The following is a 26,504-nucleotide window of genomic DNA, read 5'->3' on the forward strand; positions in this document are numbered from 1 at the left end:
CGCGGCGGCGCCCCCCTCTCACTGCGCGGGAAACACGCGCAACGCGCGCGGCACCGCGGTCACGCCATCGCCGACCGCCAGTTGCAGATCGCGCCACGTCTCGCGATCGAGTTCCGCTTCGAGCAGATTGCCCTCGCGGCCCGCGAGTTCGACGCGCACCGAACCGCCAAGCGTCACGACGCGCTGCACGTCCACCACGATACCCTCGCGATGCCCCGCCGTCTGCGGATACAGCTGCAGATCGTGCGGCCGCACGTAGGCGAACGCCGGCCCGCTGAAACCGGCCGCGATCGCGACCGGCAAAGCCGCGCCATCGACCACGAAGCCCTGTGCGTCGACGTTGCCATGCAGACGGTTCGCCGCGCCGAGAAACTCGTAGACGAACGGCGTCTGCGGATGATCGTAGACGTCCTGCGGGCTGCCCACCTGCTCGACGTGGCCGCGATCGAGCACGACGATGCGGTCGGCCACTTCGAGCGCTTCTTCCTGGTCGTGCGTGACGAAGATCGTCGAGATATGCAGATCGTCGTGCAGACGCCGCAGCCAGCTGCGCAACTCCTTGCGCACCTTCGCGTCGAGCGCGCCGAACGGCTCGTCGAGCAGCAGCACCTTCGGCTCCACGGCGAGCGCACGCGCGAGCGCGATACGCTGCCGCTGCCCGCCCGACAGTTCCGACGGATAACGCTGCGCGAGCCAGTCGAGCTGCACGAGCCTGAGCAGCTCATGCACCTTCTCGCGAATCACGCTCTCGGCAGGCCGCTCCTTGCGCGGCTTCACGCGCAGACCGAACGCGACGTTCTCGAACACCGTCATGTGACGGAACAGCGCGTAATGCTGGAACACGAAGCCGACTTCACGCTCGCGCGCGCCAACCGCCGCGACGTCCTGACCTTGCAGCACGACCTGGCCGGCGTCCGCGTATTCGAGACCGGCGATCACGCGCAGCAGCGTGGTCTTGCCGCACCCCGACGGCCCGAGCAGCGCGACCAGTTCGCCCGGCGGAAAGTCGAGCGAGACATTGTCGAGCGCGACGAAATCGCCGAAGCGCTTGTGCAGGTGACGAACGGTGATACCCATTTACAGCTCTCCTTGCTTGAGCGGGTGTGGCTGCGACGCAGGCGTTGCGTTGGCAAAAAACGAATGAGGCGCGGACGGCGCACCGGCCGGCCGCGTGCCCGTGCTCGTGTCCGTGGACAACGGCACCGGCGCCGGCCCCGCATACGCGGGCACCTCGCGCGCGGCCGACAGCTCCGCCGACATATGGCGCTCGGCCAGCAACTTGAGCCCGAGCGTGACGAGCGCGAGCAGCGCCAGCAGCGACGCCACGGCGAATGCTGCCGAGAAGTTGTACTCGTTGTAGAGAATTTCGACGTGCAGCGGCATCGTGTCGGTCTGTCCGCGAATATGGCCCGACACCACCGACACCGCGCCGAACTCGCCCATCGCGCGCGCGTTGCAGAGAATCACGCCGTACAGCAGGCCCCATTTGATGTTCGGCAGCGTGACGCGGCGGAAAATCTGCCAGCCCGAGGCGCCGAGCACGTGCGCGGCTTCTTCCTCGTCGTTGCCTTGCGCCTGCATCAGCGGAATCAGTTCGCGCGCGACGAACGGGAACGTCACGAAGATCGTCGCAAGCACGATGCCCGGCACCGCGAAGATGATCTGCACGTCGTGGTCTGCGAGCCATGGGCCGAACCAGCCCTGCGCGCCGAACATCAGCACGTAAATCAAACCCGAGATGACCGGCGAGACCGAGAACGGCAGATCGATCAGCGTGGTCAGCAGCGCCTTGCCGCGAAACTCGAACTTCGCGATACACCACGACGCTGCGAGACCGAACCCGAGATTGAGCGGCACGGCGATCGCGGCGGTCAGCAGCGTGAGCTTGATGGCCGAGAGCGCATCGGAATCGGCGAGCGACGCGAAGTAAAAGCGCAGCCCCTTGGCGAGCGCCTGATAGAACACGGCGACAAGCGGCACGACGAGGAACAGCGCGAGAAACAGCAGCGCGATGCCGGTCAGCAGCCAGCGCACCGCCGGCGGCTCGCTGACCGGATCGGGCCGGCGCGGCACGCCGGGCGACGTGTTGAGTAACGTATCAGGCGAGGTGCCACGCGAGGTGTCAAGCGAGGTGTCAAGCGACGCACTGGCGCGGGCCCGCGCGGAATTTGCGCCCTGCGCTTCGCTGGCTCCGTTCGCGTGGTTGCTCGGGTTCGTAGAACGGCCGCTCATTGCGCACCTCCGCCGACTGCCGCGACCCGCGCTGCATGGCTCGTTGCTGTGCCAGTGGCGCCGCTCGCCGCGTTGCTCACGGCGCCGCCCGCCGGCCCCTGCGGCACGGGCCCCGCGCCGCCGCGGCTCGTGCGCCGCTGCAAATACCACTGCAACGTATTGATGAACAGCAGCATCAGGAACGACACGATCAGCATCACGACCGCGAGCGCGGTCGCGCCCGCGTAGTCGTACTGTTCGAGCTTCGTGATGATGAGCAGCGACGTGATCTCCGACTTCATCGGCACGTTGCCGGCGATGAAGATCACCGAGCCGTATTCGCCGAGCGCGCGCGCAAAGGCGAGCGCGAAGCCGGTCAGCAGCGCCGGCAACACGGCCGGCAGCACGACGCGGCGAAACGTGAGCCAGCGCGACGCGCCGAGGCAGGCGGCCGCCTCTTCCTGCTCGCGTTCGAACTCCTCCAGCACCGGCTGCACCGTGCGCACCACGAACGGCAGGCCGATGAACGTCAGCGCGACCAGCACGCCGGCCGGCGTGAACGCGATCCTGATGCCGAGCGGCACGAGAAACTGGCCGATCCAGCCGTTGCCCGCATACACGGCCGCGAGCGAAATGCCGGCCACCGAGGTCGGCAGCGCGAACGGCAGATCGACGACCGCATCGACGATGCGCTTGAACGGAAACGTGTAGCGCACCAGCACCCACGCGACGAGAAAGCCGAACGCCGCGTTGATGAGCGCGCCGCCGAGCGCCGAGAAGAACGTCAGCCGATACGACGCGAGCACGCGCGGCGAGGTGACCGCGCGCACGAACTGGTCCCAGTCGAGCGTCGAGGTCTTCAGAAAGGTCGATGCCAACGGAATCAGCACCACGAGGCTCAAATACGCCACCGTGATGCCGAGTGTCAGGCCGAAGCCGGGCAATGCGCTCGGCTTGCGAAAGGTCAACGTGGTCATGCTGGATACTCGTTCAGGGTTGATGCTCGCGCGGCGGATGGCCCGCGCGCCGCCGCGCCGCGCGTTGCCTTATGTCGTCTTATGCTGCCTGATGCGGCATTGCCGCCGCGCTCGTTTTCAGGCGCGGCGGCAACCGCTGTTACTGCGGCTGATAGATTGAATCGAACACGCCGCCGTCCGCGAAATGGGTCTTCTGCGCGTTAGCCCAGCCGCCGAACGAATCGTCCACCGTGTAGAGCTTCAGCTTCGGAAACCTCGCGGTCAGCTCGGCCGGCACCTTGTTCGAACGCGGACGATAGAAGTTGCGCGCGCCGATCTCCTGGCCCTCTTCGCTATAGAGGAAGTTCAGATAGGCCTCGGCGAGCTTGCGCGTGCCATGCCTGTCGACGACCTTGTCGACCACCGCGACCGGCGGCTCGGCAAGAATGCTCGCCGACGGCACGACGATCTCGAACTTGTCCGGGCCGAATTCCTTCAGCGACAGGAACGCCTCGTTTTCCCAGGCGATCAGCACGTCGCCGATCCCGCGCTGCACGAAGCTCGTGGTCGCGCCGCGCGCGCCCGAATCGAGCACGCCCGCGTTTTTATAGAGCTTGCCGACGAACGCCTTCGCCGTCTGCGCGTTGCCGCCCGCCAGGTGCTCGGCGTACGCCCACGCGGCGAGGTAGTTCCAGCGCGCGCCGCCCGAGGTTTTCGGATTCGGCGTGACGATCGACACGCCCGGCTTGACGAGATCGTCCCAGTCCTTGATGTGCTTCGGGTTGCCCTTGCGCACGAGGAACACGATCGTCGACGTGTAGGGCGAGGCATTGTCGGGCAGGCGCTTCTGCCAGTTTTTGTCGACGAGGCCCTTGTTCGCGAGCGCGTCGATGTCGTAAGCGAGCGCCAGTGTCACGACGTCGGCCTGCAGGCCGTCGAGCACCGAGCGCGCCTGTGCGCCCGAGCCGCCGTGCGACTGCCTGAAATTGACGGTCTCGCCGGTCTTCGCCTTCCATTCCTTGCCGAAGGCCTGATTGATGTCCTGGTACAGCTCGCGCGTCGGGTCGTAGGACACGTTGAGCAGCGTCGTGTCGGCATACGCCGCCCCGCTCGCGCCGAACATGCCGAGCGCGCCCACCGCGCCGACGGCCAATGCCGCGATGAATCGTTTCGTCCTGCCCGTAAGCCCCGTCTGCCGATGGTTCATGTCAACTTTTCTCCGCGTGATGATCCGCCTCGGCGAATCTGCTGTTGTTTTGCGTCGCGGTCACGTGCACATGAGCGCCAACCCGGAAGCCAGTCTATCGAAGCGCTTTCATCATTAAAAATAATGTTTCTTCATTTTTTAATACGCAAAAGTGGTAACGGCAGACGGGCGCGGCGCCGTAACGACCAAACAGCCGCGATGACGCCCCAAAGCGACGCCGGAACGTCCCCCGTTTCGAGAACTTAAAGTAAAGCTTGAAATGCGCCGAATACTGTATAAAAATACAGTCACCTGTTCATACATACAGTGGCCATGACAAAACTCACCGCACGACAGCAGCAGGTTTTCGATCTGATCCGCCGCGCGATCGAACGCACCGGCTTTCCGCCCACCCGCGCCGAAATCGCGGCCGAACTGGGTTTCAGCTCGGCCAATTCGGCGGAAGAACATCTGCGCGCGCTGGCCCGCAAGGGCGTGATCGAGCTCGCGGCCGGCGCCTCGCGCGGCATCCGCCTGCTGTCCGGGCAGGATGATGCGCCGCACCAGTTCACGCTGCCGCACGCGGGGCTCATGCAGTTGTCGCTGCCGCTCATCGGCCGGGTCGCGGCGGGTAGCCCGATCCTCGCGCAGGAACATATCTCGCAGCACTACGCATGCGACCCGGCGCTGTTCTCGAGCAAGCCCGACTACCTGCTGAAGGTGCGCGGCCTGTCGATGCGCGACGCGGGCATTCTCGACGGCGACCTGCTCGCGGTGCAAAAGCGCAGCGAAGCGAAGGACGGCCAGATCATCATTGCCCGGCTCGGAGACGACGTCACGGTCAAGCGCCTGAAGCGCCGCTCGAACGGCATTGAGTTGATCGCGGAAAACCCCGATTACGAAAACATCTTCGTGGCAACCGGCAGCGCGGATTTCGCGCTGGAAGGGATCGCCGTAGGGCTGATCCGCCCGAGCGAGTTCTGATTGGCTGGTACGTCCGTACCGCCAGGACCGCTCGCGCCGGTTTGTCCAACCCAAGCTGCATTTACCTCGCATCGCCTGGAGAGACTCATGGAACGTCTTGCCCGTCTGCTGCCTTTTCGCCAGTTCGGCCGTCTGCGCCATCTGCGCAAGCTCACGCCCTGCCCACTGATCGAAGCGCCCGCTGAGCACACGCCGTCGCTGTTCGACGAGCCCGCTGCAAGCTCCGGCTTGCCGTCGTCGTTGCCGGCATTCGCGCGCGTCTCGCTGAATTCGGGCTTGAATACGGCCGAGCCATCGCGGCGCGCGCCGGTGCGCGTCTATCATGGGCCATCGCGATTAATCATGGTCGGCACGATCGAGGCCGTATGCCGTATGATCGATCGCTGCATAGCCGACGAAGCCAATATGCACGGCGCGGTGTTCGAGTCCTGAGCAAATTCTGAGCGAGTCCTGAATAATTTGTGAATGAACGCGGAGCGTACTTCCTGTGTTCAGGTATTCGCGTGGTATTGGGATCGTTTCGTCCTCGCCGTGGTCCACGTTAGACCCAACCTGACGGGAGAGTCCGATCCGATGAGAGTTCAGAAACGCATCCAGGGCAGTGCCACCCGGCCACTACTTATCACGTTGATCGTGGTCATCGTGATTGCCGCGCTAGGGTTTATTTATGCGTCGCCGTATATCGCGGTGAACAATCTCAAACGCGCGGCCGATGCGCGAGACGTGCAAACCGTCAATTCGTACGTGGACTTTCCCGCGTTACGCGACAGCCTCAAGCTGCAGGTGGCCGACATGCTGACGCGCCGGCTCGAAGCGGACGCCGGTAACAAGATAGCCACGATTGGCGCGGTGATCGGCGTGACGTTGATCGGTCCGCTCGTCGATGCCTATGCGACACCAGACGGTGTCGCGGCCCTGCTGAACGGCATGCCGCCACGCGGCACCCCGGGCGAGCAGCCGGCGGCACCACCTGCCGCGGGCACGGAAGGCCAGCCGGCGCCACCCGCCGCAAACAACACCAATCAACCGAATGCGGCACCGCCCGCGCGGCAAAGCACGGCCGGTTATCGCAGCCTCAATGAATTCGTCATCACGTACCGGCGCGGCGAAGGCAATGCGAACTACTCGGCCATCTTCCGCCGCGAAGGTCTGATCACGTGGAAGCTCGCCGCGATCAATCTGAACGAGTGAATGGGAAGTTTGATCTGAATGGTCGAGTGGCCGGCTATCGTAGCCGGCCACTCGGCAGGATGCGACAAGCGTTTCGATACACCCGGCGCAGTTCGATACCGCATCGAGGTCTTTCAATGGCGCTCGCCGTCATTCAGACCTTCGTGCAAGCCCTCATTCAGACCGGCACGCAACGAGCCGCACGCGTCAACTCTCATGCACGATCGCGCCATGTCGAAATCCCGCGCGTGATCGTGCCTCATCTTGCATAAGCAAGCGTTGCTCAGGCAACGCTCATCGGTACATCACCGCGTCAGGCCGCGGCCTGCTGTTGCTCCTGCACCGACGAACACGCGACCAGAATGCTGCACGACACGCGATCGAGCAGCGGCGTATTACCCGCGCCCATCCACCAGCGCGACAAGCCGGTCCGGCAGCGATGACCGACCACCACGAGATCGACCTGCAACTCATTGGCGAGATTGGCGATCTCGTCGATCGGATGGCCGAACGCGAAATGCCCTTGTGCGTTCACGCCGCGCTCGGTCAGCCAGTTCACGCCCTCCTGCAGAATCTCGCGGGCGGTTTTTTCGAAGCTGCCACAGGCCACGTCGGTCAACAGGCCCGCGCTTTGCGCGATGCTGGAACGCATGTCGACCACCGACAGCAAATGCGTTTCCGCCTTCAGGTCCAACGCCAGATCGGCGCCGCAACGCAGGGCTTTACGGCCTTCGCGCGAGCCGTCGTAGCACAACAGGATTTTCTGGTAGCTCGCCATCATTTTCTCCCTTCGCGCGGAAAGCGCGGTCTGAGTCAATCATGGTGCGCCGCAATTCAGCTTGCAAGAGATGGAAAACGCTAAGTGCGTAGTCGCTACAGGTTAATGCAGGCCGCACGGACGTTGCGGCGGCATCGGCCCGGTTTTGCACGCAAATATGGCAGCGCAAAAAATATCGCGTGGCGACGCTCCGTTCAGCGTCGCCCCCGAGCATCGATTCCCCAGCACGATAGGTGCCTGAAGGATGTCCAACACGCGTCTACGCCCAACAGGGCTGCAGGCGTCTTCGCTCGACAATGCCCTAGAATGGACTGCTTTCGTAGCCGTTGCGGCCATCCGCGCGCACCGCGTCCATTGCCTGCCGTAGCGTGTTCTTCCGGAGCCTTCGTCGATCCATGCCTGCCGCCCCTATCGAATTCCATCAGGTCAGGAAAAGCTACGGCGAAAAAACGGTCGTCGATGGATTGTCGTTCCATGTCAATGCGGGCGAATGCTTCGGCCTGCTCGGCCCCAACGGCGCGGGCAAGACCACGACCTTGCGCATGCTGCTCGGCATCGCGTCGCCCGATGCCGGCGAAATCCGCCTGTGCGGCGAGCCGATTCCGGGCCGTGCGCGCGTGGCGCGGGCGCGCGTCGGCGTGGTGCCGCAGTTCGACAACCTCGATCCCGATTTCACGGTGCGCGAAAACCTGCTCGTGTTCGGCCGCTACTTTGGCTTGAGCGCCGCGCAATGCCGCGCGGCCGTGCCCGGACTGCTCGAATTCGCGCGGCTCGAAAGCAAGGCGGACGCACGCGTGAGCGAACTGTCGGGCGGCATGAAGCGGCGCCTCACGCTTGCGCGTGCGCTCATCAACGACCCCGACGTGCTGATCATGGACGAGCCGACCACCGGGCTCGATCCGCAGGCGCGGCATCTGATCTGGGAGCGGTTGCGCTCGCTGCTCGCGCGCGGCAAAACCATCCTGCTGACCACGCACTTCATGGAAGAAGCCGAGCGGCTATGTCATCGGCTCTGCGTGATCGAGGAAGGAAGCAAGATCGCCGAGGGCGCGCCGAGCGAGTTGATCGCCTCCGAGATCGGCTGCGACGTGATCGAGATCTACGGCGCCGACCCGTTTGCGTTGCGCGACGAACTCGCGCCGCTCGCCGAGCGAACCGAGATCAGCGGCGAAACCCTGTTCTGCTACGTGAACGACGCGCAGCCTGTGCATGCGCGGCTCAAGCAGCGCGCCGATCTGCGCTATCTGCATCGGCCGGCGAATCTCGAAGACGTGTTTTTGCGGCTCACGGGCCGCGAGATGCAGGATTGAGAACGCGCATCGAAACGAGGCGTCGAAACATGCCCGGCACGCGAGGCATAAGCGGCCGCGACGTCGCACAATAGATGCGGCAACCGGATAGAAACCGCAAACAAAGGACGCCGCCGAGAAGATCGCGCAAAGCAGGCACGGACCAGGCACAAGGCAGGCACCCGGCAAACCCCGGGCACGCGAGAACAACCCGAGACACCTCATGGACGCACGCACCTACGAAACCCACGGCGGCACGCCTTCGGCACAGGAACCGTTCGCCGCTTTCCCCGCCAACGCCGTGAACTGGATCGCGGTGTGGCGCCGCAACTATCTGGTCTGGAAGAAGCTCGCGCTTGCGTCGATGTTCGGCAATCTCGCCGACCCGATGATCTATCTGTTTGGGCTCGGCCTCGGACTCGGGCTGATGGTCGGGCACGTCGACGGCGTCTCGTACATCGCGTTTCTCGCGGCGGGCACGGTCGCTTCGAGCGTGATGATGTCGGCGAGTTTCGAGTCGATGTATTCGGGCTTTTCGCGCATGCACGTGCAGCGCACGTGGGAAGCGATCATGCACACGCCGCTCACGCTCGGTGATATCGTGCTCGGCGAGGTGATCTGGGCAGCCAGCAAGTCGATGCTGTCGGGCGCCGCGATCATGCTCGTGGCCGGCGTGCTCGGCTACGCGAGCTTTCCATCGATGTTGCTCGGCTTGCCGGTCATCGTGCTGGCCGGTCTCGCCTTCGCCAGCATCGCGATGATCGTGACGGCACTCGCGCCGTCGTACGACTTTTTCATGTTCTATCAGACGCTCGTGCTCACGCCGATGCTGCTGCTCTCGGGCGTGTTCTTTCCGACCTCGCAACTGCCTGCCGCCGCGCAGGCCGCGACCGGCGCGTTGCCGCTCGCGCATGCGGTCGAACTGATGCGCCCGGTCATGCTCGGGCGGCCGGTCGCTCACGCGCTGTGGCACGCGGGCGTGCTGGCCGCGTATGCGGTGGGTGGCTTCGTCGTAGCGGCGATTCTGTTTCGCCGCAGGATGATGAAGTAGGCCGAGTGCGGCAAGCCGCGGCCCCCACTCCGTGGAACCCTGCACGTCACGCCAGGCAAGAAACGTGAGCCACCCGTGCAAGGCATCGGGCACGCGCGATGCTGTCCGCGCGCGGGGTTGAACCGCAGCGCTCCCGCGCCTCAGTCTGGCTCCCGATCAATCCTCGTCATCGGTCCACGGAATATCGACGTCCGAGATAAACGCGACCGTCGCGAACGGTCCTCCCTCATGACGTCCGATCTTGCCGTCGGCGCGCTGCCACTCGACGCGGAACACCGTGCCCGGATCGTCGGCGATAAGCCGCACCGTGCGCACTTCGTCGGGATCGGTATCCTCGACCGGACCGTCGAGCGAAATCAGCAATGCCTGCGGCCACAAACCATCGGCGGGATCGTAGATCCTGTCGCCGTCGTGGATCAACGTGAAGGCTTCCACGCCGATGGTCGCCGACGCATCGACGATCATCTTGGCCAGCGCGCGCAACAACGCGGTTGCGCGTGCCGAGTTCGCCTGACGGATCGCCAGATCGCCGCGCGTCAGCGCCTGTTCGAGTTTGGGATTGGTTTTTTGCTGCGCCATTCGATGTCCTGGTCCTATTGCTCTGTTGTGAGCGAACGCCTCGTACCGATGAGGGTGCGCGCTTCTTGTCCGGGTCGATATCCGCCGTCGATGTGCATTGCAGCATCGCGGGCGGACGGCGTTACCGTGCTGCCTCTGCGTGGTTCTTCCGCGAACTTCCTGAGTTATCTCTGCGCCGTTTTTCGTGACCTTTTACGCAATGCATTGTCGAGGGATGCCGCTGTCCACCACAGTGTAGGCCGTGATTCGGCATCCTGGAGAACATTTGCCGTTGGGTGTCGCACATGGCCATGCGGCCATTGTGACAAAAAAGCCCGGCTTCTAGAATCGCTCTCAATGACAGGGCATGACACGCATGACGATCTCGTCAGCCTCCCGAGCCATTCAGCCCAACCCGCATCGGAGACATCCATGAGCCGCAACGAGGCGATCGAGCACGCAACCCGGTATTTCGAATCCGGCGCCTTTCTCGCCGACCTGAACCGCCGCGTCGGCTTTCGCACCGAGAGCGAGGAAAGCGGTCGCGACGCACTGCTGCGGTCCTATCTGAGCGACGAAATCGCACCCGAAGCCACACGCCTCGGGTTCCAGACGCGCATCGTCGATAACCCGGTGAACGGCTTCGGACCGTTCCTGATCGCGAACCGTCATGAAGGCGACGCTCTGCCGACCGTGCTGATCTACGGCCACGGCGACGTCGTGCGCGGCTACGACAGCCAGTGGCGCGCGCCGCTCACGCCGTGGGCCGTGACGGTCGAAGGCGAACGCTGGTTCGGCCGCGGCACCGCCGACAACAAAGGCCAGCACACGATCAACCTCGCCGCGCTCGCGAGCGTGCGCGAGGCGCGCGGCGGCAAGCTCGGCTTCAACGCGAAGCTGCTGATCGAGATGGGCGAGGAAACCGGCTCGCCGGGGCTCGATGCGATCTGCCGCGCGCAGCGCGACGAACTGGCCGCCGACGTGCTGATCGCCTCCGACGGCCCGCGTCTCGCCGCGCACCGCCCGACCGTGTTCCTCGGCTCGCGCGGCGCGGTCAATTTCAGGCTGTCGCTGAACCTGCGCGACGGCGCGCACCATTCGGGCAATTGGGGCGGCCTGCTGCGCAATCCGGCCACCGTGCTCGCGAGTGCGCTCGCGAGTCTCGTCGATACGCGCGGCGTGATCGCGGTCGCAGGCTTGCGTCCGCCGCCGATTCCCGAGGCCGTGCGCCGCGCGCTCGCCGACATCGCAGTGGGCGGCGGCCCCGGCGACCCGGCCATCGACGACAACTGGGGCGAGCCGGGTCTCACGGCGCCCGAGCGTGTGTTCGGCTGGAACAGCGTCGAGGTGCTCGCGTTCAAGGCCGGCAATCCCGAGAACCCGGTCAATGCGATTCCGCCGTCGGCGTTCGCGGTTTGCCAGCTGCGCTTCGTGGTCGGCACCGATTGGGAGAACCTCGGCCAGCATCTGCGCGCGCATCTCGACGCGCATGGTTTTCAGCTCGTCGAACTCGACGTCGAACGCGGCGCGCCGGCCACGCGCCTGAATCCGGACGACCCGTGGGTCGAATGGGCGATCGCGTCGCTCGAACGGACCACGGGCAAGAAAACCGCGGTGCTGCCGAACCTCGGCGGCACGTTGCCCAACGACGTATTCGCCGACACGCTCGGTCTGCCGACGATCTGGGTGCCGCATTCGTACCCGGCCTGCTCGCAGCATGCGCCGAACGAGCATCTGCTTAGCCCGGTCGTGCGCGAGGGATTGCGGATGATGGCGGGACTGTTCTGGGATCTCGGCGAGAATGCGCCGCATGGGGCGACGCGCGAACCGACGCATGAGTCGACGCATGAGCCTAGGAACGCAGCGGCAGATGCAGCGAGGGCCGCGGGCTGAAACAGCTTCACGGGCGTGTTCCGGCAGACCAGCCCGGCCCACCGGAACACGCAGCGCTCACCTCGCCCTCACCTCACGCTCAAGGCGCCGGGCTCGGCTGCAATTCATGCAGCTGGTCGATTTCCGCCAGCGCTTCCGCCGACAGCGTCACCTGCGCGCTCGCGATGTTTTCCTTCAACTGCTCGAGCGAGGTCGCGCCGACCAGGGTACTCGTCACGAACGGGCGGCTGTTGACGAACGCGAGCGCGAACTGCGCGGGCGACAGGCCGTGACGCTTCGCGAGTTCGACGTAGCGCGAGGTCGCCTGCATGGCCTGCGGCTTGCTGTAGCGCTGGAAACGTTCGAACTGCGTGATGCGCGCGCCGGCCGGACGCGCGCCGCCTTCGTACTTGCCCGACAGCCAGCCGAACGCGAGCGGCGAATACGCGAGCAGGCCGATGCCATCGCGATGCGCGAACTCGGACAGGCCCGCTTCGTAGGTACGGTTCACGAGGTTGTACGGATTCTGGACGCTGACGATGCGCGGCAGGCCGAACTTTTCGGCCGCGCGCAGGAATTGCGCGACGCCCCACGGCGTTTCGTTCGACACGCCGATGTGACGCACCTTGCCTTGCTTGACGAAGTCGGCGAGCACCGCGAGCGTCTCTTCGATCGGCACCGTGTACGCGTCGTCGACCCACGGATACAGGGGGCGGCCGAACGTCATCGTGCTGCGATCGGGCCAGTGCATCTGATACAGATCGACGTAGTCCGTCTGCAGACGCTTGAGGCTGCCGTCGAGCGCCTCGGTCAGATTCTTGCGATCGAACTGGTTGGCCTCGCCGCGAATATGGCGCGGGTTATGCGGTTGACGCGCGGGCCCGGTGATCTTGGTGGCGAGCACGATCTTCTCGCGCATGCTGCCGTGCTGCGCGAGCCACGTGCCGATGTAGCGCTCGGTCGAGCCCTGCGTTTCGGCGCGCGGCGGCACCGGATACATTTCAGCAGTGTCGATCAGATTGACGCCGTGATCGAGCGCGTAGTCGATCTGCGCATGCGCTTCCTGTTCGGTGTTCTGCTCGCCCCACGTCATGGTGCCGAGACCGATCTGGCTGACTTTCACGTCGGAGTCACCGAGTCTGCGGTATTCCATTTAGCTTGTCCTGTCGAATAGATGAACGGAAAGCGCAGACGTTACCATGCCGGCGCCCTGCCTGCAGCACGGCTAGAATACGGTGCCTGCGCGGAACCCAAGCCGGACCGGCGCTGCCGGGCCTCGATGGTCGTGCTCGCGGCCGCGCCTCGGGCCCGATCCTTCGCGGCGCGCTTCATGAACCTCGCGCCGGCTTCCCGGCAATTACCCCGCATGAATCCTCCATGAATCCCCAACAACTCGAACTGCTGGTCACGCGCGTGATGCCCTTCGGCAAATACAAGGGCCGCGTGATTGCCGATCTGCCTGGCCACTATTTGAACTGGTTCGCGAGCCAGGGCTTTCCGCCTGGCGAAATCGGCCGTCTGCTCGCGTTGATGCAGGAGATCGATCACAACGGTCTGAAGCCGTTGCTCGATCCATTGCGCAAGCGCGAAGCGGGCGCTTAGGCAAGGTTCGGGCGTCGCCTCGGGGAAACGTTAAAGCACTATTGAAGCGACATTAAGGCAGCGCCGGACATACGCCGGCACCCTCGCGTCGAAAGCCATCCGGAGCGTCGTGAAGCCCCGCTGAAAGTCGCCTTGCAGGCCCGCTGCAAGCAAGGCGGCGCCGTACAAATTTATACAGTCTTTTTCTTGCGTGTCGCGAGTGCGTAGCCTTTAATGCGCATAAGTCATCGCGCGATGAAGCTCGCCGCACGAGTGAAATGGAGCGAACCGCTCGCTGCCTCGCACTCGCCGCTCTCGGCTTCCGGCTTCGCGCGCGACACCTCCGACCGCGTGATTGCCTGCCTGTCCATGCCCGCATTCAATCTGTCCGCCCTGCTTGAATTTATCGGTCACGATCTGTCGCCCGTGCGCGCGGTCATCGTGTTCTTCGTGATCGGCTATGTGATCGTCGGGCTGCCCGTGCATTTCCGCCAGGGCGCGGCATCGCGCGATATCTGGGGCACGGCCGCCGGCGTGACGATGGCCGCGCTCTACGCGGCGTTCATCGTCGGCGTGTACCCTGCGCTGCATCACGCGGCGGCGATCCCGCGTTGACGCGCGCTACGTTTTTATCCGCTCGTGCCGGTGCCGGTGCCGGTCGTGTTCGCTGCGTGCCGGGATCAAGGCGGGTTGTTTACGTCGGCTTCCGGTAGTCCTCTCTCCTGCGATCCCTCTTCTCGCCGCCTCATTTCCCGCGCCGCTCCCAGTTCCGCCCCCAGCCCCGTCAACAACGGTTCGAGCAACTCCGCGCGCGGCTGCCAGCGACGTATCGAAGTCCGGTAAAGCGGACGGCGCACCTGCGCCGAACTCGCGGTGCTCACGCGCCGCGAAGTCCGGTAAAACGCGCGACAACGCTCGTCCCAGTCGAGTCCGCAATGCGCGAGCAGACGACGCACATTGGCCTCGAAATCGTCGACCAGGTCTTCGTATTCGATCTCGATCATCACGCCTTCGGGCAGCACGCGCCGCCAATGCGACATCAATGCATCGTACGCGCGGTAATAGCGGCCCAGTTCGCCGAGATCGTAGCCGAACGGCACGTCGTGGAAAATCCGCGAAAAAATCGACAGACAGGTCTGCAACGGCGAACGGCGGCAGTGAATGAAGCGCGCATTCGGCAGCGCCAGATGAATCAGGCCGACGTTGATGAAATTGAACGGATATTTGTCGGTGAAATGGGGGTGGCGCGGTGCGGCGTTCCCCGCGCGCGCCCCGGTTTCCGCCAGCACGCATTGCATCCGTTGCAGATAGTCGGCGCCCAGCGTGCGCCATTGCGCGGCGCCGGCCTGCTGCAACGCTTCGATATCGATCCGCAACGGGTCGGCGGCGTCACGGCGAATGCACGTCACCAGCGCCTCGCCGAATTCGGTGCGCTCACCCGCGCCTAACACCTGGGGATGACTCGCGAAAATCTGCTCGATCAGCGTCGAGCCCGAACGCGGCATGCCGACGATAAAAATCGGCGCCGCCGATGGATCGCCGAGACCTCGCGCGGCCGCCAGCGTATCCGCGCTGAGCAACCCGGGCAGGCTCGCGAACAGTCCGAGCGATTCGGCCTCGTTGTAGCGCAGGCCGGCGCGAAACAGCGCGTTGCCTTTGAGCAGATGATCGAACGATTCGTCGTCACGCCCCACGCCCGACAGCGCCGCGGCGTACGCGAAATGCAACTCGGCCTGTTCGGCGGGATTGAACGATGCCGTATCGGCGGCAAGCTGTGCAAGCCGGACGAACACGGGGTCGTCGGCGGCAAGGTGCTGGATCTGCACGAAATTGCGGTAATAGAGCGGCACGCGCGGCGCCCCGTCGATCGCGCGCCGATACGCTTCATGCGCTTCCTCGAAGCGGCCGAGCGCCTGCAGACAGTTGCCGATGTTGTTGTGCGACCCGTCGGCGCACGGATTGACACGCACCGCCTCGCGATAGGCATCGACCGCCGGTTCCAGCCGGTTCATCCGTTCGAGCGTCCAGCCGAGCCCGTGGTGCAGATCGGCGTTACCGGGATCGCACGCAATGGCCTCGCGATAACGGACTTCGGCTTCGGAGAAACGGTCCAGCACGACCAGCGTCGCGGCAAGGCGCTCGTGATGGCCGGCATCGGCGGGTTCGAGCGCGCATGCGGATTCGAAACAGCGCAATGCGGCTTCGTGCTCCGCGCGTGCGAGGCAGGCGTCGGCTTCGGCGCGCCATTGCGCCGCGGTGGCCGGCGGAGGATCGTGCTTCATCGAGAACTGGATTCGGGCAGGCGTCGCCCGGGCGGCCCGATAACGGCTCGAGGGCGGGTACGTTCTTTTCTTCCGGCTTCGGCATGCGCAATCGCATGCGCAGGGTTATCGAACGGCCCGGATTCAAAGGCTCATTGTCTGGGCCGAAATTAGCAGCCACGCCCTTCAGTTGCGTTTCGAATCGTTAACCAAGTGTTACCGCGGGGTCGTCTCGTAAGACGCGGCAAGATTGCGGCCAAGGTTGAGCATGACGGCATTCGACCGCGTAGCATGAGTGACGACCGTGTCCCGATGCGCTCGCGCGGTAACGCGCGGACACAAATGCCACTGAACTCCACGGCGCGCGGTTTTTCTCACGTATATATGAAGGAGAAAATCGTGAGCAGGCTCATTGCATCGATGACGCTGCTAGCGGCGGCAGCGAGCTTGACCGGATGCGTGGTCGCGCCGCCGGCGGGCTACGCGTACGCACAACCGTATTACCCGTACGCCTACGGCCCGCCCTATGCGCCGGTGTACGGCACGGTCGACGTCTGGGGCGGTTTTGGCGGTCCGTGCTGCTACTACCACGGCGGCCACGGATACGGGCACGGCGGCGGCTGGCATGGCGGCCATGGCGGCTGGCACGGCGGCGGACATGGTGGTGGAAGTTCGTGGAGTAGCGGCGGGCATGGTCATTGAGGTGGCGTGCGAGGCCGCGCGGCCCGTCATGCCGTGACATGCATGCAATGACCGCGACAGCGGCGCCCCGTGGCTCGCCGTCGGCCCACGCCATCGGCAATTTACGGCGTTGCGGTAAAATTAGCGTTTTGAATCAAGCCCCGCCGTCCCATGTCTGTACCTCGCACTCCCAGCCCGCGTCGCATTTCCGTCGCGCCGATGATGGACTGGACCGATCGCCATTGCCGTTCGCTGCATCGCATGATTTCGCGCCATACGTGGCTTTACACGGAAATGGTGACGACCGGCGCGCTGCTGCACGGCGACGTGCCGCGCCACCTCGCGTTCACGCCCGACGAAGCTCCCGTCGCCCTGCAACTGGGCGGCAGCGAGCCCGATGACCTCGCGCGTTCGGCGAAGCTCGGCGAGCAATGGGGTTACGACGAAATCAATCTGAACTGCGGCTGCCCGTCCGAGCGCGTGCAGCGCGGCGCATTCGGCGCGTGTCTGATGAACGAACCGCAGCTCGTCGCCGATTGCGTGAAAGCGATGCGCGACGCGGTCTCGGTGCCGGTGACGGTCAAGCACCGGATCGGCGTCGATACGGTCGAGGAGTATGGCTTCGTGCGCGACTTCGTCGGCACGATCGCGCAGGCCGGTTGCGAGGTGTTCATCGTTCACGCGCGCAATGCGATCCTGAAGGGATTGAGCCCAAAGGAAAACCGCGAAATTCCGCCGCTCAAGTACGACTACGCGTATCAGTTGAAGCGCGATTTTCCGCAACTCGAGATCATTATCAACGGCGGCATCAAGACGCTCGATGAAGTCGAACAGCATCTTCAGCACGTCGATGGCGTGATGCTCGGACGCGAGGCTTATCACAACCCGTATGTGCTCGCCGAGGTCGACGCGCGCTTCTACGGCTCCAGCCAAACGCCGCCGACGCGCGACGAAGTCGAAGCGAAGCTGATCGAATACTGCGCCGCCGAAATGGCGCGCGGCACGTATCTCGGCGCGATCACGCGTCATGCGCTGGGGCTTTATCGCGGCGAAGCGGGTGCGCGCGGCTGGCGGCGCGTGCTGTCCGATAGCAAGCGGCTCGCGGCGCGCGATCTGTCCATCTTCAACGAAGCAAGACAGCATCTGCGCGAGCCTGTCGAAATTTCTGAATAAAGGACTAGGCAAACGCAAATCTAGTCCCTATAATCTCGTTTCTTCGTCGGCGAGACAGGTTTTTAAAGCAAGTCAAGCAGATGTTAGTGGTGGCTGTAGCTCAGTTGGTAGAGTCCAGGATTGTGATTCCTGTCGTCGTGGGTTCGAGTCCCATCAGCCACCCCAGAGAATTCAGCGGTAAAGTTTTGCAAACGGCGTTGTGAGAAATCACAACGCCGTTTTTGTTTTGGGTTGGGATTTTCCACTGTTCTCCGCTTTTCCGGCTCCAAGGGCTATCTCCCTTTTCTAAACCCTCCCCGCTCTATGGTCTCGGCTTCAAAAAACTTGGTCAATGGGGACCGATCATCGTCGAGCCTTGCCGCGCTTACGTCTGAGAGATTGTTTCGCAGCGAGGAATAGTAATTTCAGTTTATCGGCACAAATTTTCAATAGTAGGGGTATACACTGCATTCCATCGACGTTGCAGACACACCTCAGTAGCTCCCTGCGACGCCTCCCTGAAATGCAGTCGAACGTTATCGGAGTCCTACCATGAAGACCAAGTTCATCGCCGCCCTGCTGGTTGCCGCTTCTGCCTCGATCGCCGCTCCCGCTTTTGCAAGCGGTTATGGTCCGGCACCGTTCTATCGTCCGGCGGTTGGCGCTCCGGCCTCGCAACAAGGCCAGAACGCGCAGACCGTTGCCGCTGAACGCAACGAAGCCACGACGAATGCCTACGGCGGCGTGAAGAACGTGTCGTCGCAATCGGGCACGCGCGAGCCGGCTTCCGGCCCGCAATCGGTGTTCTTCGGCCACTAAGCCAATCAGCAGTCACGTCGATTCGCGGCCCGCTCGGGCGGACCGCGATCGATCTGGGCGCCGCGCATCGGGTATCGATGCCGGCGCCCAGTTGCGTTTACCACGTGGTCGTCTCACGTATGGGCAGGATCCACGCGCCAGCCCATCGCCTTAAGGCAGGCGTTCGCAAAACAGGTGCCGCAGCGCGCCACAGCCAATGCATGTGCCAATCCGCACGACGTCCTTTATCTGCGGTTATCCGCCGCTAACGCGGGAGCCCCGCGTCAATCAATTCGCGTGCCGCGCGAAAGCCCGCCTCGGCCGCCGCATGCTCGGTGGACCACAAGCTGTCGATATGCACGAGTTGCCAGTCGACGACCACCGCATCGTTGCGCAGCACCCGAAAATGCGCCTTGACGCCGGTCAGCACCTGCTCGACCGCGACCTCGATGTCGTAGTCTCCGTAGCGCTCCTGGTAGTCCCCCATATCGAGGCTCTTTGGCTCCATGCCCGCCTCCGTGGTATCGCCTGATCGCATGCATGAAAGAAAGCGGACGCACTCATCCCGCGAGCGTCGCCGACGCCCGCGAGACTCTGCTTCGTCATCAGGCCACCCTGGCTCGATGCCCTGCTTGAGGATCAGTCGCAATCGCCGGAAAGATATTGCCGGCCATTGCAGTTGATCTCGACCTCGCCGCTCCCCGACTCGGCGACGAGATCGCTCGCCAATAACTCAGCGACGACGGACTGCGCGAGTTCGGGCGCCGTCTGTCCAACGCCGACGTCGTTCAGACGCCGCAACGCTTCAACCGCTTCGGGACTCAAGGACTTCGACATGGCCGTCTCCGTCTGAACGCTTGATTCATCGTAGCAAGTTTCATCGGCGGATGCAGGTTCACTATACGCGCAGGCACGCGGTGTGCGCTGCAAACGCTGACGATTGGCGGCTGGGGCGGGCATGGGCCGCGCATGCAGTGCGAGCGCACCGGGACCTGTCGGCGGCACCGCGAAGGAGAACGACATGAAGCAAGGCAGATCGACAACGCTGGCGGCCACAAGCATCGCGCGACGGCGACAGCAACCGCGACCGTCACTCGCCGATGGTCACGCCGCCCGCAACGACATCGCGCCCGGGTGGTTCGGACAATCCGGACAACATGCCGATCTGGCATCCGCGGACGCCAGCCAACGATCGCATGACACACGAGCCGCCCGCAAGCGGCGCGAACGCGAAATAGGCGCGTGCGAGCGCCGGCGCTATAACTCGGTCAGCGCCCGATACTCGCAGCGATCACAGCCGCGCGATCGACACTTCCGTCGACTTCACGAGCGCGACTACTTCCGAGCCGACTTTCAGTTCGAGTTCGTCGACCGAGCGCGTCGTAATCACCGAGGTGACGATGCCGAACGGCGTCTCCACGTCGACTTCGGACACCACCGAGCCGCGAATGATTTCCTTGACCTTGCCTTTGAACTGATTGCGCACGTTGATTGCGGAAATGCTCATTTAAAGTGACTCCAGAAAAACGGTTGGAAACGAATCGGTAAGAACCGCGGATTGGGATGTCAGATCGCCCAGCGCACGTCGGTCGGACGCGCGAACCGCTCCGGCGCCGGTTCGCCATAGGCGCGATGCAGAAGCGTGTCGTCGTTGGGGCCGGTTTTCAGCACGCGTTGCAGCACGTGTTCTTCGAGCGCGGCGAAACCCGCCGACGCGCGCGCACGCGGACGCTCGAGCGCCACCGGCTGATCGAGTGCGATGCGCCCCTCTTCGATCAGCAGAATCCGGTCGCCGAGCGCGACCGCTTCGTGCACATCGTGCGTGACGAGCAGCGCGGTGAAGCGATGCTCGCGCCACAGCCGCTCGATCAACGCGTGCATTTCGATGCGCGTCAACGCATCGAGCGCGCCGAGCGGTTCGTCGAGCAGCAGCAATTGCGGACGATGCACGAGCGCCCGCGCAAGCGCGACGCGCTGACGCTGGCCGCCCGACAGTTGCGCGGGCCAGTCGCTCGCGCGTTCGAGCAGACCGACTTCGGCGAGCACGGCGCGCGCGTCGTCGCGCGCCCCGCGGCCGAGACCGAGCATCACGTTCTGCAGCACGGTCTTCCACGGCAGCAGGCGCGCGTCCTGAAACATGATGCGGGTGTCGAGCGGACCCTCGTCTGCCGCACGCTTTTCGAGCACGCCCGAACTGGTCTCTTCGAGACCGGCGACGAGCCGCAGTAGTGTCGATTTCCCGCAACCGCTGCGGCCGACGATCGCGACGAAACTGCCGCGCTCGATCGACAGATCGAAATCCGACAGCACCTGACGCTCGCCATACCGCTTGCCGACACCGCACAATTGCACGGTGTAATCGCTGTCGTAACGCGCGTCGTGGCGGGAAAGCGCGCCGTGCGCCGCCAGCGTTTTATCGCCCGCGCCGTGGCGTGCTTTTTCGCGCGATTGCAACTGGGTCTGCGTTTTCGTCTGCGACTGCGCCCGCTCCAGCGCATACTGTGTCGCGCCGCCGCGCCCCGCATCGAGCGCTTCGTTCGCATCGCGGTCCGCGACCCGCGTCTGCGCGAGCTCGGCTTCGAGATCGCGTCCCGCGACTGCGCCGAAGCTCGTCGACAATATCGTTGCACTCATGCTTTTGCTCCTCGCTGATAAGCCGGATGCCAGCGCAGCGACACGCGTTCGAGGCTTTTCGCGAGCACGTCGGCGAGCTTGCCGAGCGCCGCGTACAGCAGAATGCCGACCACTACCACATCGGTTTGCAGGAATTCGCGCGCGTTCATCGTCATGTAGCCGATGCCCGATTGCGCGGAAATAGTTTCGGCGACGATCAGCGTGACCCACATGAGCCCAAGCGCGAAACGCACGCCGACCAGAATCGACGGCAACGCGCCCGGCAGGATCACGTGCCGGTACAGCGCGAAACCATTGACGCCATAGCTGCGCGCCATCTCGACCAGATTCGCGTCGACCGAGCGGATACCGTGGAACGTGTTCACATAGACCGGGAAAAACACGCCGAGCGCGACGAGAAACACCTTCGCTTCCTCCTCGATGCCGAACCACAGGATCACGAGCGGAATCATCGCGAGCGCGGGGATGTTGCGGATCATCTGCACGGTCGAGTCGAGCACGACTTCGGCGGGCCTGAACAGCCCGGTCGCGAGTCCGAGCACGAGCCCGATGCCCCCGCCGATCGCAAAGCCCGATACCGCGCGCCACGTGCTGACCCGCACGTCGGCCCACATTTCGCCGGACTGGATCAGCGACCAGGCGGCCTTCACGACCGCAAGCGGTTCGGGCAGCACGCGCGTCGACAACACGCCGCTGCGCGCCGCGATTTCCCATGCGAGCAGAATCGCGAGCGGCGCGAGCCATGGCAGCAGATGCGCGCCGAAGCGGCGCAACGGATTCGCGCGCGTACCGGCCGCCGGCGCCGCAGCGCCGGCGCGCTGCCCCGCGCTCAAAGTGGTTGGGGTCATGATGGCTGTCCTTGTTGTCTGTCGAAAGTCGGCCGGTCGAAAGTCGTCGTGGCGCTGGCGCGCGAGCGCCGCGACACCCGCGCGCCTCACGGCGCCATTCAGCTCGCGCTCGCCGCCTTCGGCAGATGGTGGTTGCCGACGATCTCGCCGAACGGCCCCGACAGCGGTCCGTTCGCGACCTTGTTGAGCCGCTTCGGCAGCAGCGGGAACACGAGTTCGGCGAAACGATAGGATTCCTCCAGATGCGGATAGCCCGACAGGATGAACGTTTCGATGCCGAGTTCCGCGTATTCCTTCATGCGCGCGGCCACCTGCTCCGGACTGCCGACCAGCGCCGTGCCCGCGCCGCCGCGCACGAGGCCGACGCCCGCCCACAGATTCGGATAGATTTCGAGCTGCTCGCGCCCGCCGCGCTTGCCGCCGTGCAGCGCGGCCATGCGGCGTTGCCCTTCCGAGTCCATCTTCGCGAACGAGGCCTGGGCGCGCGCGATCGTGTCGTCGTCGAGCTTGCTGATCAGCTTGTCGGCGGCGGCCCACGCTTCCTCTTCGGTCTCGCGCACGATTACGTGCAGGCGGATGCCGAAGCGGATCTGCCGGCCGCGCGCCGCGGCGCGTGCGCGAATGTCGGCGATCTTCTTCGCCACCGCTTCGGGCGGCTCGCCCCAGGTCAGGTACGTATCGATGTGCTCGGCCGCGATGTCGTGCGCGGCCGCCGACGAACCGCCGAACCACAATGGCGGATGCGGCTTCTGCACCGGCGGATACAACGCCTTGCCACCCTTCGATTGCAGATGCTGGCCGTCGAAATCGATCGCGTCGTTGGTATGCGCCGCGCTCAGCAGCTTGCGCCAGATATGCAGGAATTCGTCGGTGATTTCGTAGCGCGTGTCGTGATCGACGAACACGCCGTCGCCCGCAAGTTCAGCCGCGTCGCCGCCGGTCACGACGTTGATCAGCAGCCGCCCGTTCGACAATCGGTCGAACGTCGCCGCCATGCGCGCGGCCAGCCCCGGCGACGAGAGCCCCGGGCGGATCGCCACGAGAAACTTGAGCCGCCGGGTCGCGGGAATCAGGCTCGAGGCGACCACCCATGCATCCTCGCACGAGCGCCCGGTCGGCAGCAGCACGCCTTCGTAGCCGAGCGTGTCGGCGGCGACGGCGATCTGTCGGAAGTAATCGTAATCGGCTGCGCGCGCGCCTTGGGACGTACCGAGATACCGGCTGTCGCCGTGAGTCGGAATGAACCAGAACACATTCATGAGTTGTTGCTCCTGCCTGTTCTAACGAAGTAATGGGAAAACGCTGCGCGAGCGCCTGCCGCGCGCATCGAGCCGGCATGCGGCCACGCGCTGCAACGCATGGGGAAATTGAAAAATGGCCGGCCGGTTCAGGCCGGAGGCGGCTTACTCGCGGCGAGGCGGACAGCGCGAGCTACGGAGCGAACCGCCCCGCGAGCCGTGGCACGGCCGCGCGCGCATGCCGACGCGGCAATGGAAATACTTCGACGGCGGCAGGCTGAACATCGCGGCGGCTTTCCTCGACCAACGTGCGCGTAACGCGCCCGATTCAACGGATGACGGCGACCGGCGCCGTCTGCATGAGGAAACAGTCTATGGAGCGGCCCGAGGCTTTTGAACGATTTTTTTGAGCTTAGGTTTTCCGCTTTCGTGATTAGCCCGACGCCCGAGCATACGGGTTCGCGCGCATACAGGTGTTGCGCTTTATGCACGCGGCGACGGGCGGCGCCAACCCTGTCGATATAATGGCGCACGTTTTCCGATCATCCGCTACAGGCTTTGCAGATTCGCGCCGCCTGTACCTTGCGCGGTGCAATGCATGCAAAAACTTATCCTGCCGTTCGTCGCCGGCTTTCTGGCCTCCCTGTTCTTTCGCGAAGCAACGCTGGCGCTGCTGCACGCCGCCGGCCTCATCGACCCGAGCGGCTTTTCGACCGCGCCGTTCCTGCCGCTCGGACTGCCTGAATTCATCGCCAACGCGATCTGGAGCGCGTTCTGGGCCGTGCTGATGGCGTGGCTGCTGCGCGTCGCGCCGCAGCGGCGCGCGCCGTGGGTGCCGGCCTTCGTGTTCGGCGGCATCGTGCTGACGGCAGCGAGCGTGTTCGTCGTCGATCCGCTGCGCGGCATCTGGCCGAGCGGCAACATGCTGCCGCGGCTCGCGGTCGGTTTCGCGGCCAACGCGATGTGGGGCTGGGGCGCGCTCGTGTTCATGCGCGCGTTCATGGCGAGCGAAGAGGAAGCGTAAGCGCGGGCGAATCGGCTCGCGCCGGCCTAGCTCCGCTTGCTTCTTCAGCGGTTCGAGCGTGCTTCAGCCACGCAGATCGCGCAGCGGATGCTCGCTCTCCGCCCACGGACTGTCGAACATCTTCTCGACGTCGGCCGCGCGCACGTCCTCGATGCGAGCGACTCGCCAGGTCGGCGCGTTGTCCTTGTCGATGATGCGCGCGCGAATCCCTTCCACCGTGTCGCCAATTAAAAAACTCGAACGCGTCAGATCGAGATCGACGCGCAGCGCATCCGCCATCGAACCCTCGGCGCGCGTGACCACTTCCAGCGATACCGCCATCGACAACGGCGAGCGCTCGCGCAACACCGCGATCGTCTGCTCGGCCCACTCCGCCGCGTCGCCACCCCGCTCGCGCGCTTCGTCGAGCGAGGCGAGAATCCGCGCGACATCGGGCAGCGCGAAATGCCGGTCGATCAATGCGCGCCCCCCCGCGAGCGGCGACTCGTCGGGCTGCGGCGCGACCTGATACGCGCGCGCCTCGCGCTCGATGCAGGCAACCACGTCCGCGCCGCGCTCGAACAGTTCGCAGCGCAATGTGTCGAGCAGCGCGGGCAGCGCCTCCTCGTCGATATAGGTATCGGCGAGACCCGCGTAGAGCGCGTCGGCCGCGCCGATCGTCTCGCCGGTCACCGCCAGATAACGGCCGATCGCCCCCGGCGTGCGCGCGAGAAACCAGCTCGCGCCGACGTCGGGAAAGAGGCCGATGCGCGTTTCGGGCATCGCCATCTTCGTCGATTGCGTGACGACCCGCAGGCCGCCCGTGCGATGCGCGCCCTGCGAAATACCCATGCCGCCGCCCATCACGATGCCGTTCATCAGCGCGACATAGGGCTTCGGATACGTGAAGATCGCGTGATTGAGGCGATATTCCTCGGTGAAAAATGTATCTCGCGATGCCTGATCGCCACGCTGCGCCGCCTCGTACATGAAGCGGATGTCGCCGCCCGCGCAGAACGCGCGCGCATGCTGGCTGCGCACCACGACCGCGAGCACCTCGGGGTCTTCGCGCCATTGATCGAGCGCCGCGTGCATCGCGCGGATCATGCCGGTCGACAGCGCGTTGAGCGCCTTGGGCCGCTCCAGTTCGATAAAGCCGATGCGGTTGGCTACGTGAGTCGCGATTTCGTCGCTGGCGGCAGGCGAGACGGAGATGGACATGGGAAACAGGGCGCGGCGGCGCGAGGTGAGAGGGAACTGAACGTTATCACGGGCTCGCGGCTTTGCGCCTTACGGGCAGATTCGGCGCTAGCCCGCCACCTGCCCCGGCGGAAAATGCCCGCTCTTCAGCAACACCGGCGTGCCGTTGCTGATCTGCAGATGCCCGCGCGCCACCGCTTCGATACGCGGCCGGCCGGCGTCGAATGCGCGCAGCCAGCCTTCGAGATCCTCGCTATAGGCGCCGAAATGGTCCTCGAGCGCTTCGACCGAGATCGCGCACGGCACCGGTTCGCCGTCCACCAGCGCGGGAAAGACGACGGTCAGATTCGAGTCGCGATAAGCGGGCGCGTCCGCGGGAAAGCGAATGTCCATGATCGCCTCATCAAAAGGTTCCGGCGGGAAGGCTGCGCCAGCGATAATCGGCCAGACGCGGCCGGCCTCCGCGGGTCACGCTATGGTACTCGTGCCGCCGGACCGGGGTCCAGCGGGCGGCGGCTCGCCCGAGGCAGTACCGGAAGCGCCGGATTCTGCGCCGACCGGCCACCGCCCGCCGCACTTATGCGGCTCCCGCCGGTCGAACCGTCCGATCGGCCCACTCCATCCCGTCGACGGGTTTGACGTCGGCGGCACGATTCCGAAATCAGCGAGCGCAATATGGGAAAATATTTTCTGCAGAATCAGGAACTGCCCGAGCCGGACGCGGCGAACCGATGGTTTGCCTACGCCGAAAGTCACGACATCGACATCCCGAGAGCCATCAGCATCTGGGAAGACGCGGCCACCGCGGCCGGCGTGGAAAGCCGCCGGCTCGTCAGCGCGGCGGGCATTACGATCGAAATACGCTAACCGGCGCAGGCGCCACGCGCGCCGCGCGCTGCCGGGCCGGCACAAGACCCCTGGCCCGGCAGCGCCTCTCTTTATCCGAACGAAAGGAAACTTCACGATGCATTTCACGACGCAACCGCGACACGCCGGCCGCCTCCACCGTCTCCGGCCAGGTGCCGCGCTTGCCCTCGTGCGCCGCGCGTCGCG

31 protein-coding genes and 1 tRNA gene are annotated in these 26,504 nt (G+C 64.8%); 15 read left to right on the forward strand and 17 right to left on the reverse strand.

Features of this window, described 5'->3' with window-relative positions:
- Positions 1 to 18: 18 nt before the first annotated feature.
- The 4 genes from GXB81_RS18355 to GXB81_RS18370 all read right to left on the reverse strand — a co-directional run bounded on the left by GXB81_RS18355 (position 19) and on the right by GXB81_RS18370 (position 4,374).
- A complete protein-coding gene (locus tag GXB81_RS18355) occupies positions 19 to 1,077 on the reverse strand; it encodes a sulfate ABC transporter ATP-binding protein (protein WP_205989978.1) in 1,059 nt (352 codons plus the stop codon).
- Complete coding sequence (cysW, locus tag GXB81_RS18360) at positions 1,078 to 2,232, reverse strand: sulfate ABC transporter permease subunit CysW (RefSeq protein ID WP_241016426.1); 1,155 nt, start codon at positions 2,230 to 2,232, stop codon at positions 1,078 to 1,080.
- Positions 2,229 to 3,188 (reverse strand): sulfate ABC transporter permease subunit CysT, encoded by a 960-nt coding sequence (cysT, locus tag GXB81_RS18365; protein WP_240158753.1) that lies wholly within the window; start codon positions 3,186 to 3,188, stop codon positions 2,229 to 2,231. The genes cysW and cysT overlap by 4 nt, the downstream gene beginning before the upstream one ends.
- A 139-nt stretch (positions 3,189 to 3,327) precedes the next feature.
- Complete coding sequence (locus GXB81_RS18370; protein WP_205989979.1) at positions 3,328 to 4,374, reverse strand: sulfate ABC transporter substrate-binding protein; 1,047 nt, start codon at positions 4,372 to 4,374, stop codon at positions 3,328 to 3,330.
- A gap of 312 nt (positions 4,375 to 4,686) precedes the next feature.
- Here GXB81_RS18370 and lexA point away from each other — a divergent pair, with 312 nt between their 5' ends.
- The 4 genes from lexA to GXB81_RS31785 all read left to right on the forward strand — a co-directional run bounded on the left by lexA (position 4,687) and on the right by GXB81_RS31785 (position 6,779).
- Positions 4,687 to 5,337 carry a transcriptional repressor LexA gene (gene lexA, locus GXB81_RS18375; RefSeq protein WP_167038568.1) on the forward strand — a complete coding sequence of 217 codons (651 nt, stop codon included), beginning with the start codon at positions 4,687 to 4,689 and terminating at the stop codon, positions 5,335 to 5,337.
- An 87-nt stretch (positions 5,338 to 5,424) separates the two neighbouring features.
- Positions 5,425 to 5,769 carry a hypothetical protein gene (locus GXB81_RS18380; RefSeq protein ID WP_205989980.1) on the forward strand — a complete coding sequence of 115 codons (345 nt, stop codon included), beginning with the start codon at positions 5,425 to 5,427 and terminating at the stop codon, positions 5,767 to 5,769.
- Between the two features lie 141 nt (positions 5,770 to 5,910).
- Positions 5,911 to 6,528 (forward strand): DUF2939 domain-containing protein, encoded by a 618-nt coding sequence (locus GXB81_RS18385; RefSeq protein WP_205989981.1) that lies wholly within the window; start codon positions 5,911 to 5,913, stop codon positions 6,526 to 6,528.
- Between the two features lie 116 nt (positions 6,529 to 6,644).
- The gene (locus GXB81_RS31785; protein WP_277396794.1) at positions 6,645 to 6,779 is read left to right on the forward strand and encodes a hypothetical protein; all 135 of its coding nucleotides are present in this window, start codon (positions 6,645 to 6,647) and stop codon (positions 6,777 to 6,779) included.
- 41 nt (positions 6,780 to 6,820) lie between these two features.
- Here the strand turns inward: GXB81_RS31785 and GXB81_RS18390 are convergent, their stop codons facing one another.
- Positions 6,821 to 7,285 (reverse strand): universal stress protein, encoded by a 465-nt coding sequence (locus tag GXB81_RS18390; protein WP_167038692.1) that lies wholly within the window; start codon positions 7,283 to 7,285, stop codon positions 6,821 to 6,823.
- Positions 7,286 to 7,680: 395 nt separating this feature from the next.
- Here GXB81_RS18390 and nodI point away from each other — a divergent pair, with 395 nt between their 5' ends.
- Both nodI and GXB81_RS18400 read left to right on the forward strand, forming a co-directional pair.
- On the forward strand, positions 7,681 to 8,595 hold the full coding sequence (nodI, locus tag GXB81_RS18395) for a nodulation factor ABC transporter ATP-binding protein NodI (RefSeq protein ID WP_167285171.1): 915 nt from the start codon (positions 7,681 to 7,683) through the stop codon (positions 8,593 to 8,595).
- A 202-nt stretch (positions 8,596 to 8,797) separates the two neighbouring features.
- Positions 8,798 to 9,625 (forward strand): ABC transporter permease, encoded by an 828-nt coding sequence (locus GXB81_RS18400; RefSeq protein ID WP_167285169.1) that lies wholly within the window; start codon positions 8,798 to 8,800, stop codon positions 9,623 to 9,625.
- A 156-nt stretch (positions 9,626 to 9,781) separates the two neighbouring features.
- On the opposite strand, the gene GXB81_RS18405 is transcribed toward GXB81_RS18400, so the two are convergent.
- Positions 9,782 to 10,204 (reverse strand): hypothetical protein, encoded by a 423-nt coding sequence (locus GXB81_RS18405; protein ID WP_167038580.1) that lies wholly within the window; start codon positions 10,202 to 10,204, stop codon positions 9,782 to 9,784.
- Between the two features lie 411 nt (positions 10,205 to 10,615).
- On the opposite strand from GXB81_RS18405, the gene GXB81_RS18410 reads away from it, so the two are divergent.
- A complete protein-coding gene (locus GXB81_RS18410; protein ID WP_240162916.1) occupies positions 10,616 to 12,076 on the forward strand; it encodes a M20 family metallopeptidase in 1,461 nt (486 codons plus the stop codon).
- Between the two features lie 79 nt (positions 12,077 to 12,155).
- Here GXB81_RS18410 and GXB81_RS18415 read toward each other — a convergent pair whose 3' ends face one another.
- Positions 12,156 to 13,208, reverse strand: coding sequence for an NADP(H)-dependent aldo-keto reductase (locus GXB81_RS18415; protein WP_167038582.1), 1,053 nt, complete (start codon positions 13,206 to 13,208; stop codon positions 12,156 to 12,158).
- Between the two features lie 224 nt (positions 13,209 to 13,432).
- Between GXB81_RS18415 and GXB81_RS18420 the strand changes: the two genes are divergently transcribed.
- Both GXB81_RS18420 and GXB81_RS18425 read left to right on the forward strand, forming a co-directional pair.
- Positions 13,433 to 13,657 carry a DUF3820 family protein gene (locus GXB81_RS18420; protein ID WP_205989982.1) on the forward strand — a complete coding sequence of 75 codons (225 nt, stop codon included), beginning with the start codon at positions 13,433 to 13,435 and terminating at the stop codon, positions 13,655 to 13,657.
- A 252-nt stretch (positions 13,658 to 13,909) separates the two neighbouring features.
- Entirely contained in the window at positions 13,910 to 14,251 is a 342-nt protein-coding gene (locus GXB81_RS18425) for a hypothetical protein (RefSeq protein WP_241016427.1), read from the forward strand.
- A 65-nt stretch (positions 14,252 to 14,316) separates the two neighbouring features.
- Here GXB81_RS18425 and GXB81_RS18430 read toward each other — a convergent pair whose 3' ends face one another.
- Positions 14,317 to 15,918 (reverse strand): sulfotransferase, encoded by a 1,602-nt coding sequence (locus tag GXB81_RS18430; protein WP_205989983.1) that lies wholly within the window; start codon positions 15,916 to 15,918, stop codon positions 14,317 to 14,319.
- Positions 15,919 to 16,296: 378 nt separating this feature from the next.
- On the opposite strand from GXB81_RS18430, the gene GXB81_RS18435 reads away from it, so the two are divergent.
- The 4 genes from GXB81_RS18435 to GXB81_RS18450 all read left to right on the forward strand — a co-directional run bounded on the left by GXB81_RS18435 (position 16,297) and on the right by GXB81_RS18450 (position 18,549).
- Complete coding sequence (locus GXB81_RS18435; RefSeq protein WP_205989984.1) at positions 16,297 to 16,599, forward strand: hypothetical protein; 303 nt, start codon at positions 16,297 to 16,299, stop codon at positions 16,597 to 16,599.
- Between the two features lie 150 nt (positions 16,600 to 16,749).
- Entirely contained in the window at positions 16,750 to 17,751 is a 1,002-nt protein-coding gene (gene dusA, locus GXB81_RS18440) for a tRNA dihydrouridine(20/20a) synthase DusA (protein ID WP_167038589.1), read from the forward strand.
- Positions 17,752 to 17,840: 89 nt separating this feature from the next.
- Positions 17,841 to 17,916: transfer RNA gene (locus GXB81_RS18445), tRNA-His, on the forward strand.
- A 366-nt stretch (positions 17,917 to 18,282) separates the two neighbouring features.
- Positions 18,283 to 18,549, forward strand: a complete 267-nt coding sequence (locus tag GXB81_RS18450) for a hypothetical protein (RefSeq protein WP_167038591.1) — start codon at positions 18,283 to 18,285, stop codon at positions 18,547 to 18,549.
- A 244-nt stretch (positions 18,550 to 18,793) separates the two neighbouring features.
- On the opposite strand, the gene GXB81_RS18455 is transcribed toward GXB81_RS18450, so the two are convergent.
- The 6 genes from GXB81_RS18455 to ssuD form a co-directional block, all read right to left on the reverse strand.
- Positions 18,794 to 19,036 carry a DUF6566 family protein gene (locus tag GXB81_RS18455; RefSeq protein ID WP_167038593.1) on the reverse strand — a complete coding sequence of 81 codons (243 nt, stop codon included), beginning with the start codon at positions 19,034 to 19,036 and terminating at the stop codon, positions 18,794 to 18,796.
- Between the two features lie 131 nt (positions 19,037 to 19,167).
- Positions 19,168 to 19,365, reverse strand: coding sequence for a hypothetical protein (locus tag GXB81_RS18460; RefSeq protein WP_167038594.1), 198 nt, complete (start codon positions 19,363 to 19,365; stop codon positions 19,168 to 19,170).
- Between the two features lie 454 nt (positions 19,366 to 19,819).
- The gene (locus GXB81_RS18465) at positions 19,820 to 20,035 is read right to left on the reverse strand and encodes a molybdopterin-binding protein (RefSeq protein ID WP_008922916.1); all 216 of its coding nucleotides are present in this window, start codon (positions 20,033 to 20,035) and stop codon (positions 19,820 to 19,822) included.
- Positions 20,036 to 20,094: 59 nt separating this feature from the next.
- The gene (locus GXB81_RS18470; RefSeq protein ID WP_205989985.1) at positions 20,095 to 21,162 is read right to left on the reverse strand and encodes an ATP-binding cassette domain-containing protein; all 1,068 of its coding nucleotides are present in this window, start codon (positions 21,160 to 21,162) and stop codon (positions 20,095 to 20,097) included.
- Positions 21,159 to 22,010, reverse strand: coding sequence for an aliphatic sulfonate ABC transporter permease SsuC (gene ssuC, locus GXB81_RS18475; RefSeq protein ID WP_205989986.1), 852 nt, complete (start codon positions 22,008 to 22,010; stop codon positions 21,159 to 21,161). Before ssuC ends, GXB81_RS18470 begins: the two co-directional genes overlap by 4 nt.
- A gap of 98 nt (positions 22,011 to 22,108) precedes the next feature.
- A complete protein-coding gene (ssuD, locus tag GXB81_RS18480; RefSeq protein ID WP_167285144.1) occupies positions 22,109 to 23,269 on the reverse strand; it encodes an FMNH2-dependent alkanesulfonate monooxygenase in 1,161 nt (386 codons plus the stop codon).
- A gap of 577 nt (positions 23,270 to 23,846) precedes the next feature.
- Here ssuD and GXB81_RS18485 point away from each other — a divergent pair.
- Complete coding sequence (locus tag GXB81_RS18485) at positions 23,847 to 24,272, forward strand: hypothetical protein (RefSeq protein WP_167038604.1); 426 nt, start codon at positions 23,847 to 23,849, stop codon at positions 24,270 to 24,272.
- A gap of 63 nt (positions 24,273 to 24,335) precedes the next feature.
- Here GXB81_RS18485 and GXB81_RS18490 read toward each other — a convergent pair whose 3' ends face one another.
- The gene (locus GXB81_RS18490) at positions 24,336 to 25,472 is read right to left on the reverse strand and encodes an enoyl-CoA hydratase/isomerase family protein (protein WP_205989987.1); all 1,137 of its coding nucleotides are present in this window, start codon (positions 25,470 to 25,472) and stop codon (positions 24,336 to 24,338) included.
- Positions 25,473 to 25,559: 87 nt separating this feature from the next.
- Positions 25,560 to 25,844: a DUF1488 domain-containing protein gene (locus GXB81_RS18495; protein ID WP_205989988.1), complete on the reverse strand. Its 285-nt coding sequence runs from the start codon at positions 25,842 to 25,844 to the stop codon at positions 25,560 to 25,562.
- Between the two features lie 282 nt (positions 25,845 to 26,126).
- Here GXB81_RS18495 and GXB81_RS18500 point away from each other — a divergent pair, with 282 nt between their 5' ends.
- Positions 26,127 to 26,318 carry a hypothetical protein gene (locus tag GXB81_RS18500; RefSeq protein ID WP_167285140.1) on the forward strand — a complete coding sequence of 64 codons (192 nt, stop codon included), beginning with the start codon at positions 26,127 to 26,129 and terminating at the stop codon, positions 26,316 to 26,318.
- Here the strand turns inward: GXB81_RS18500 and GXB81_RS18505 are convergent.
- Positions 26,299 to 26,504, reverse strand: a 206-nt coding sequence (locus GXB81_RS18505; protein ID WP_205989989.1) for a hypothetical protein, incomplete at its 5' end; no start/stop codon positions are given. The two genes, GXB81_RS18500 and GXB81_RS18505, sit on opposite strands and share 20 nt — an antisense overlap.

Origin of the sequence: Paraburkholderia sp. Ac-20336, assembly GCF_017105025.1 — a bacterium.
GTDB lineage: Bacteria > Pseudomonadota > Gammaproteobacteria > Burkholderiales > Burkholderiaceae > Paraburkholderia.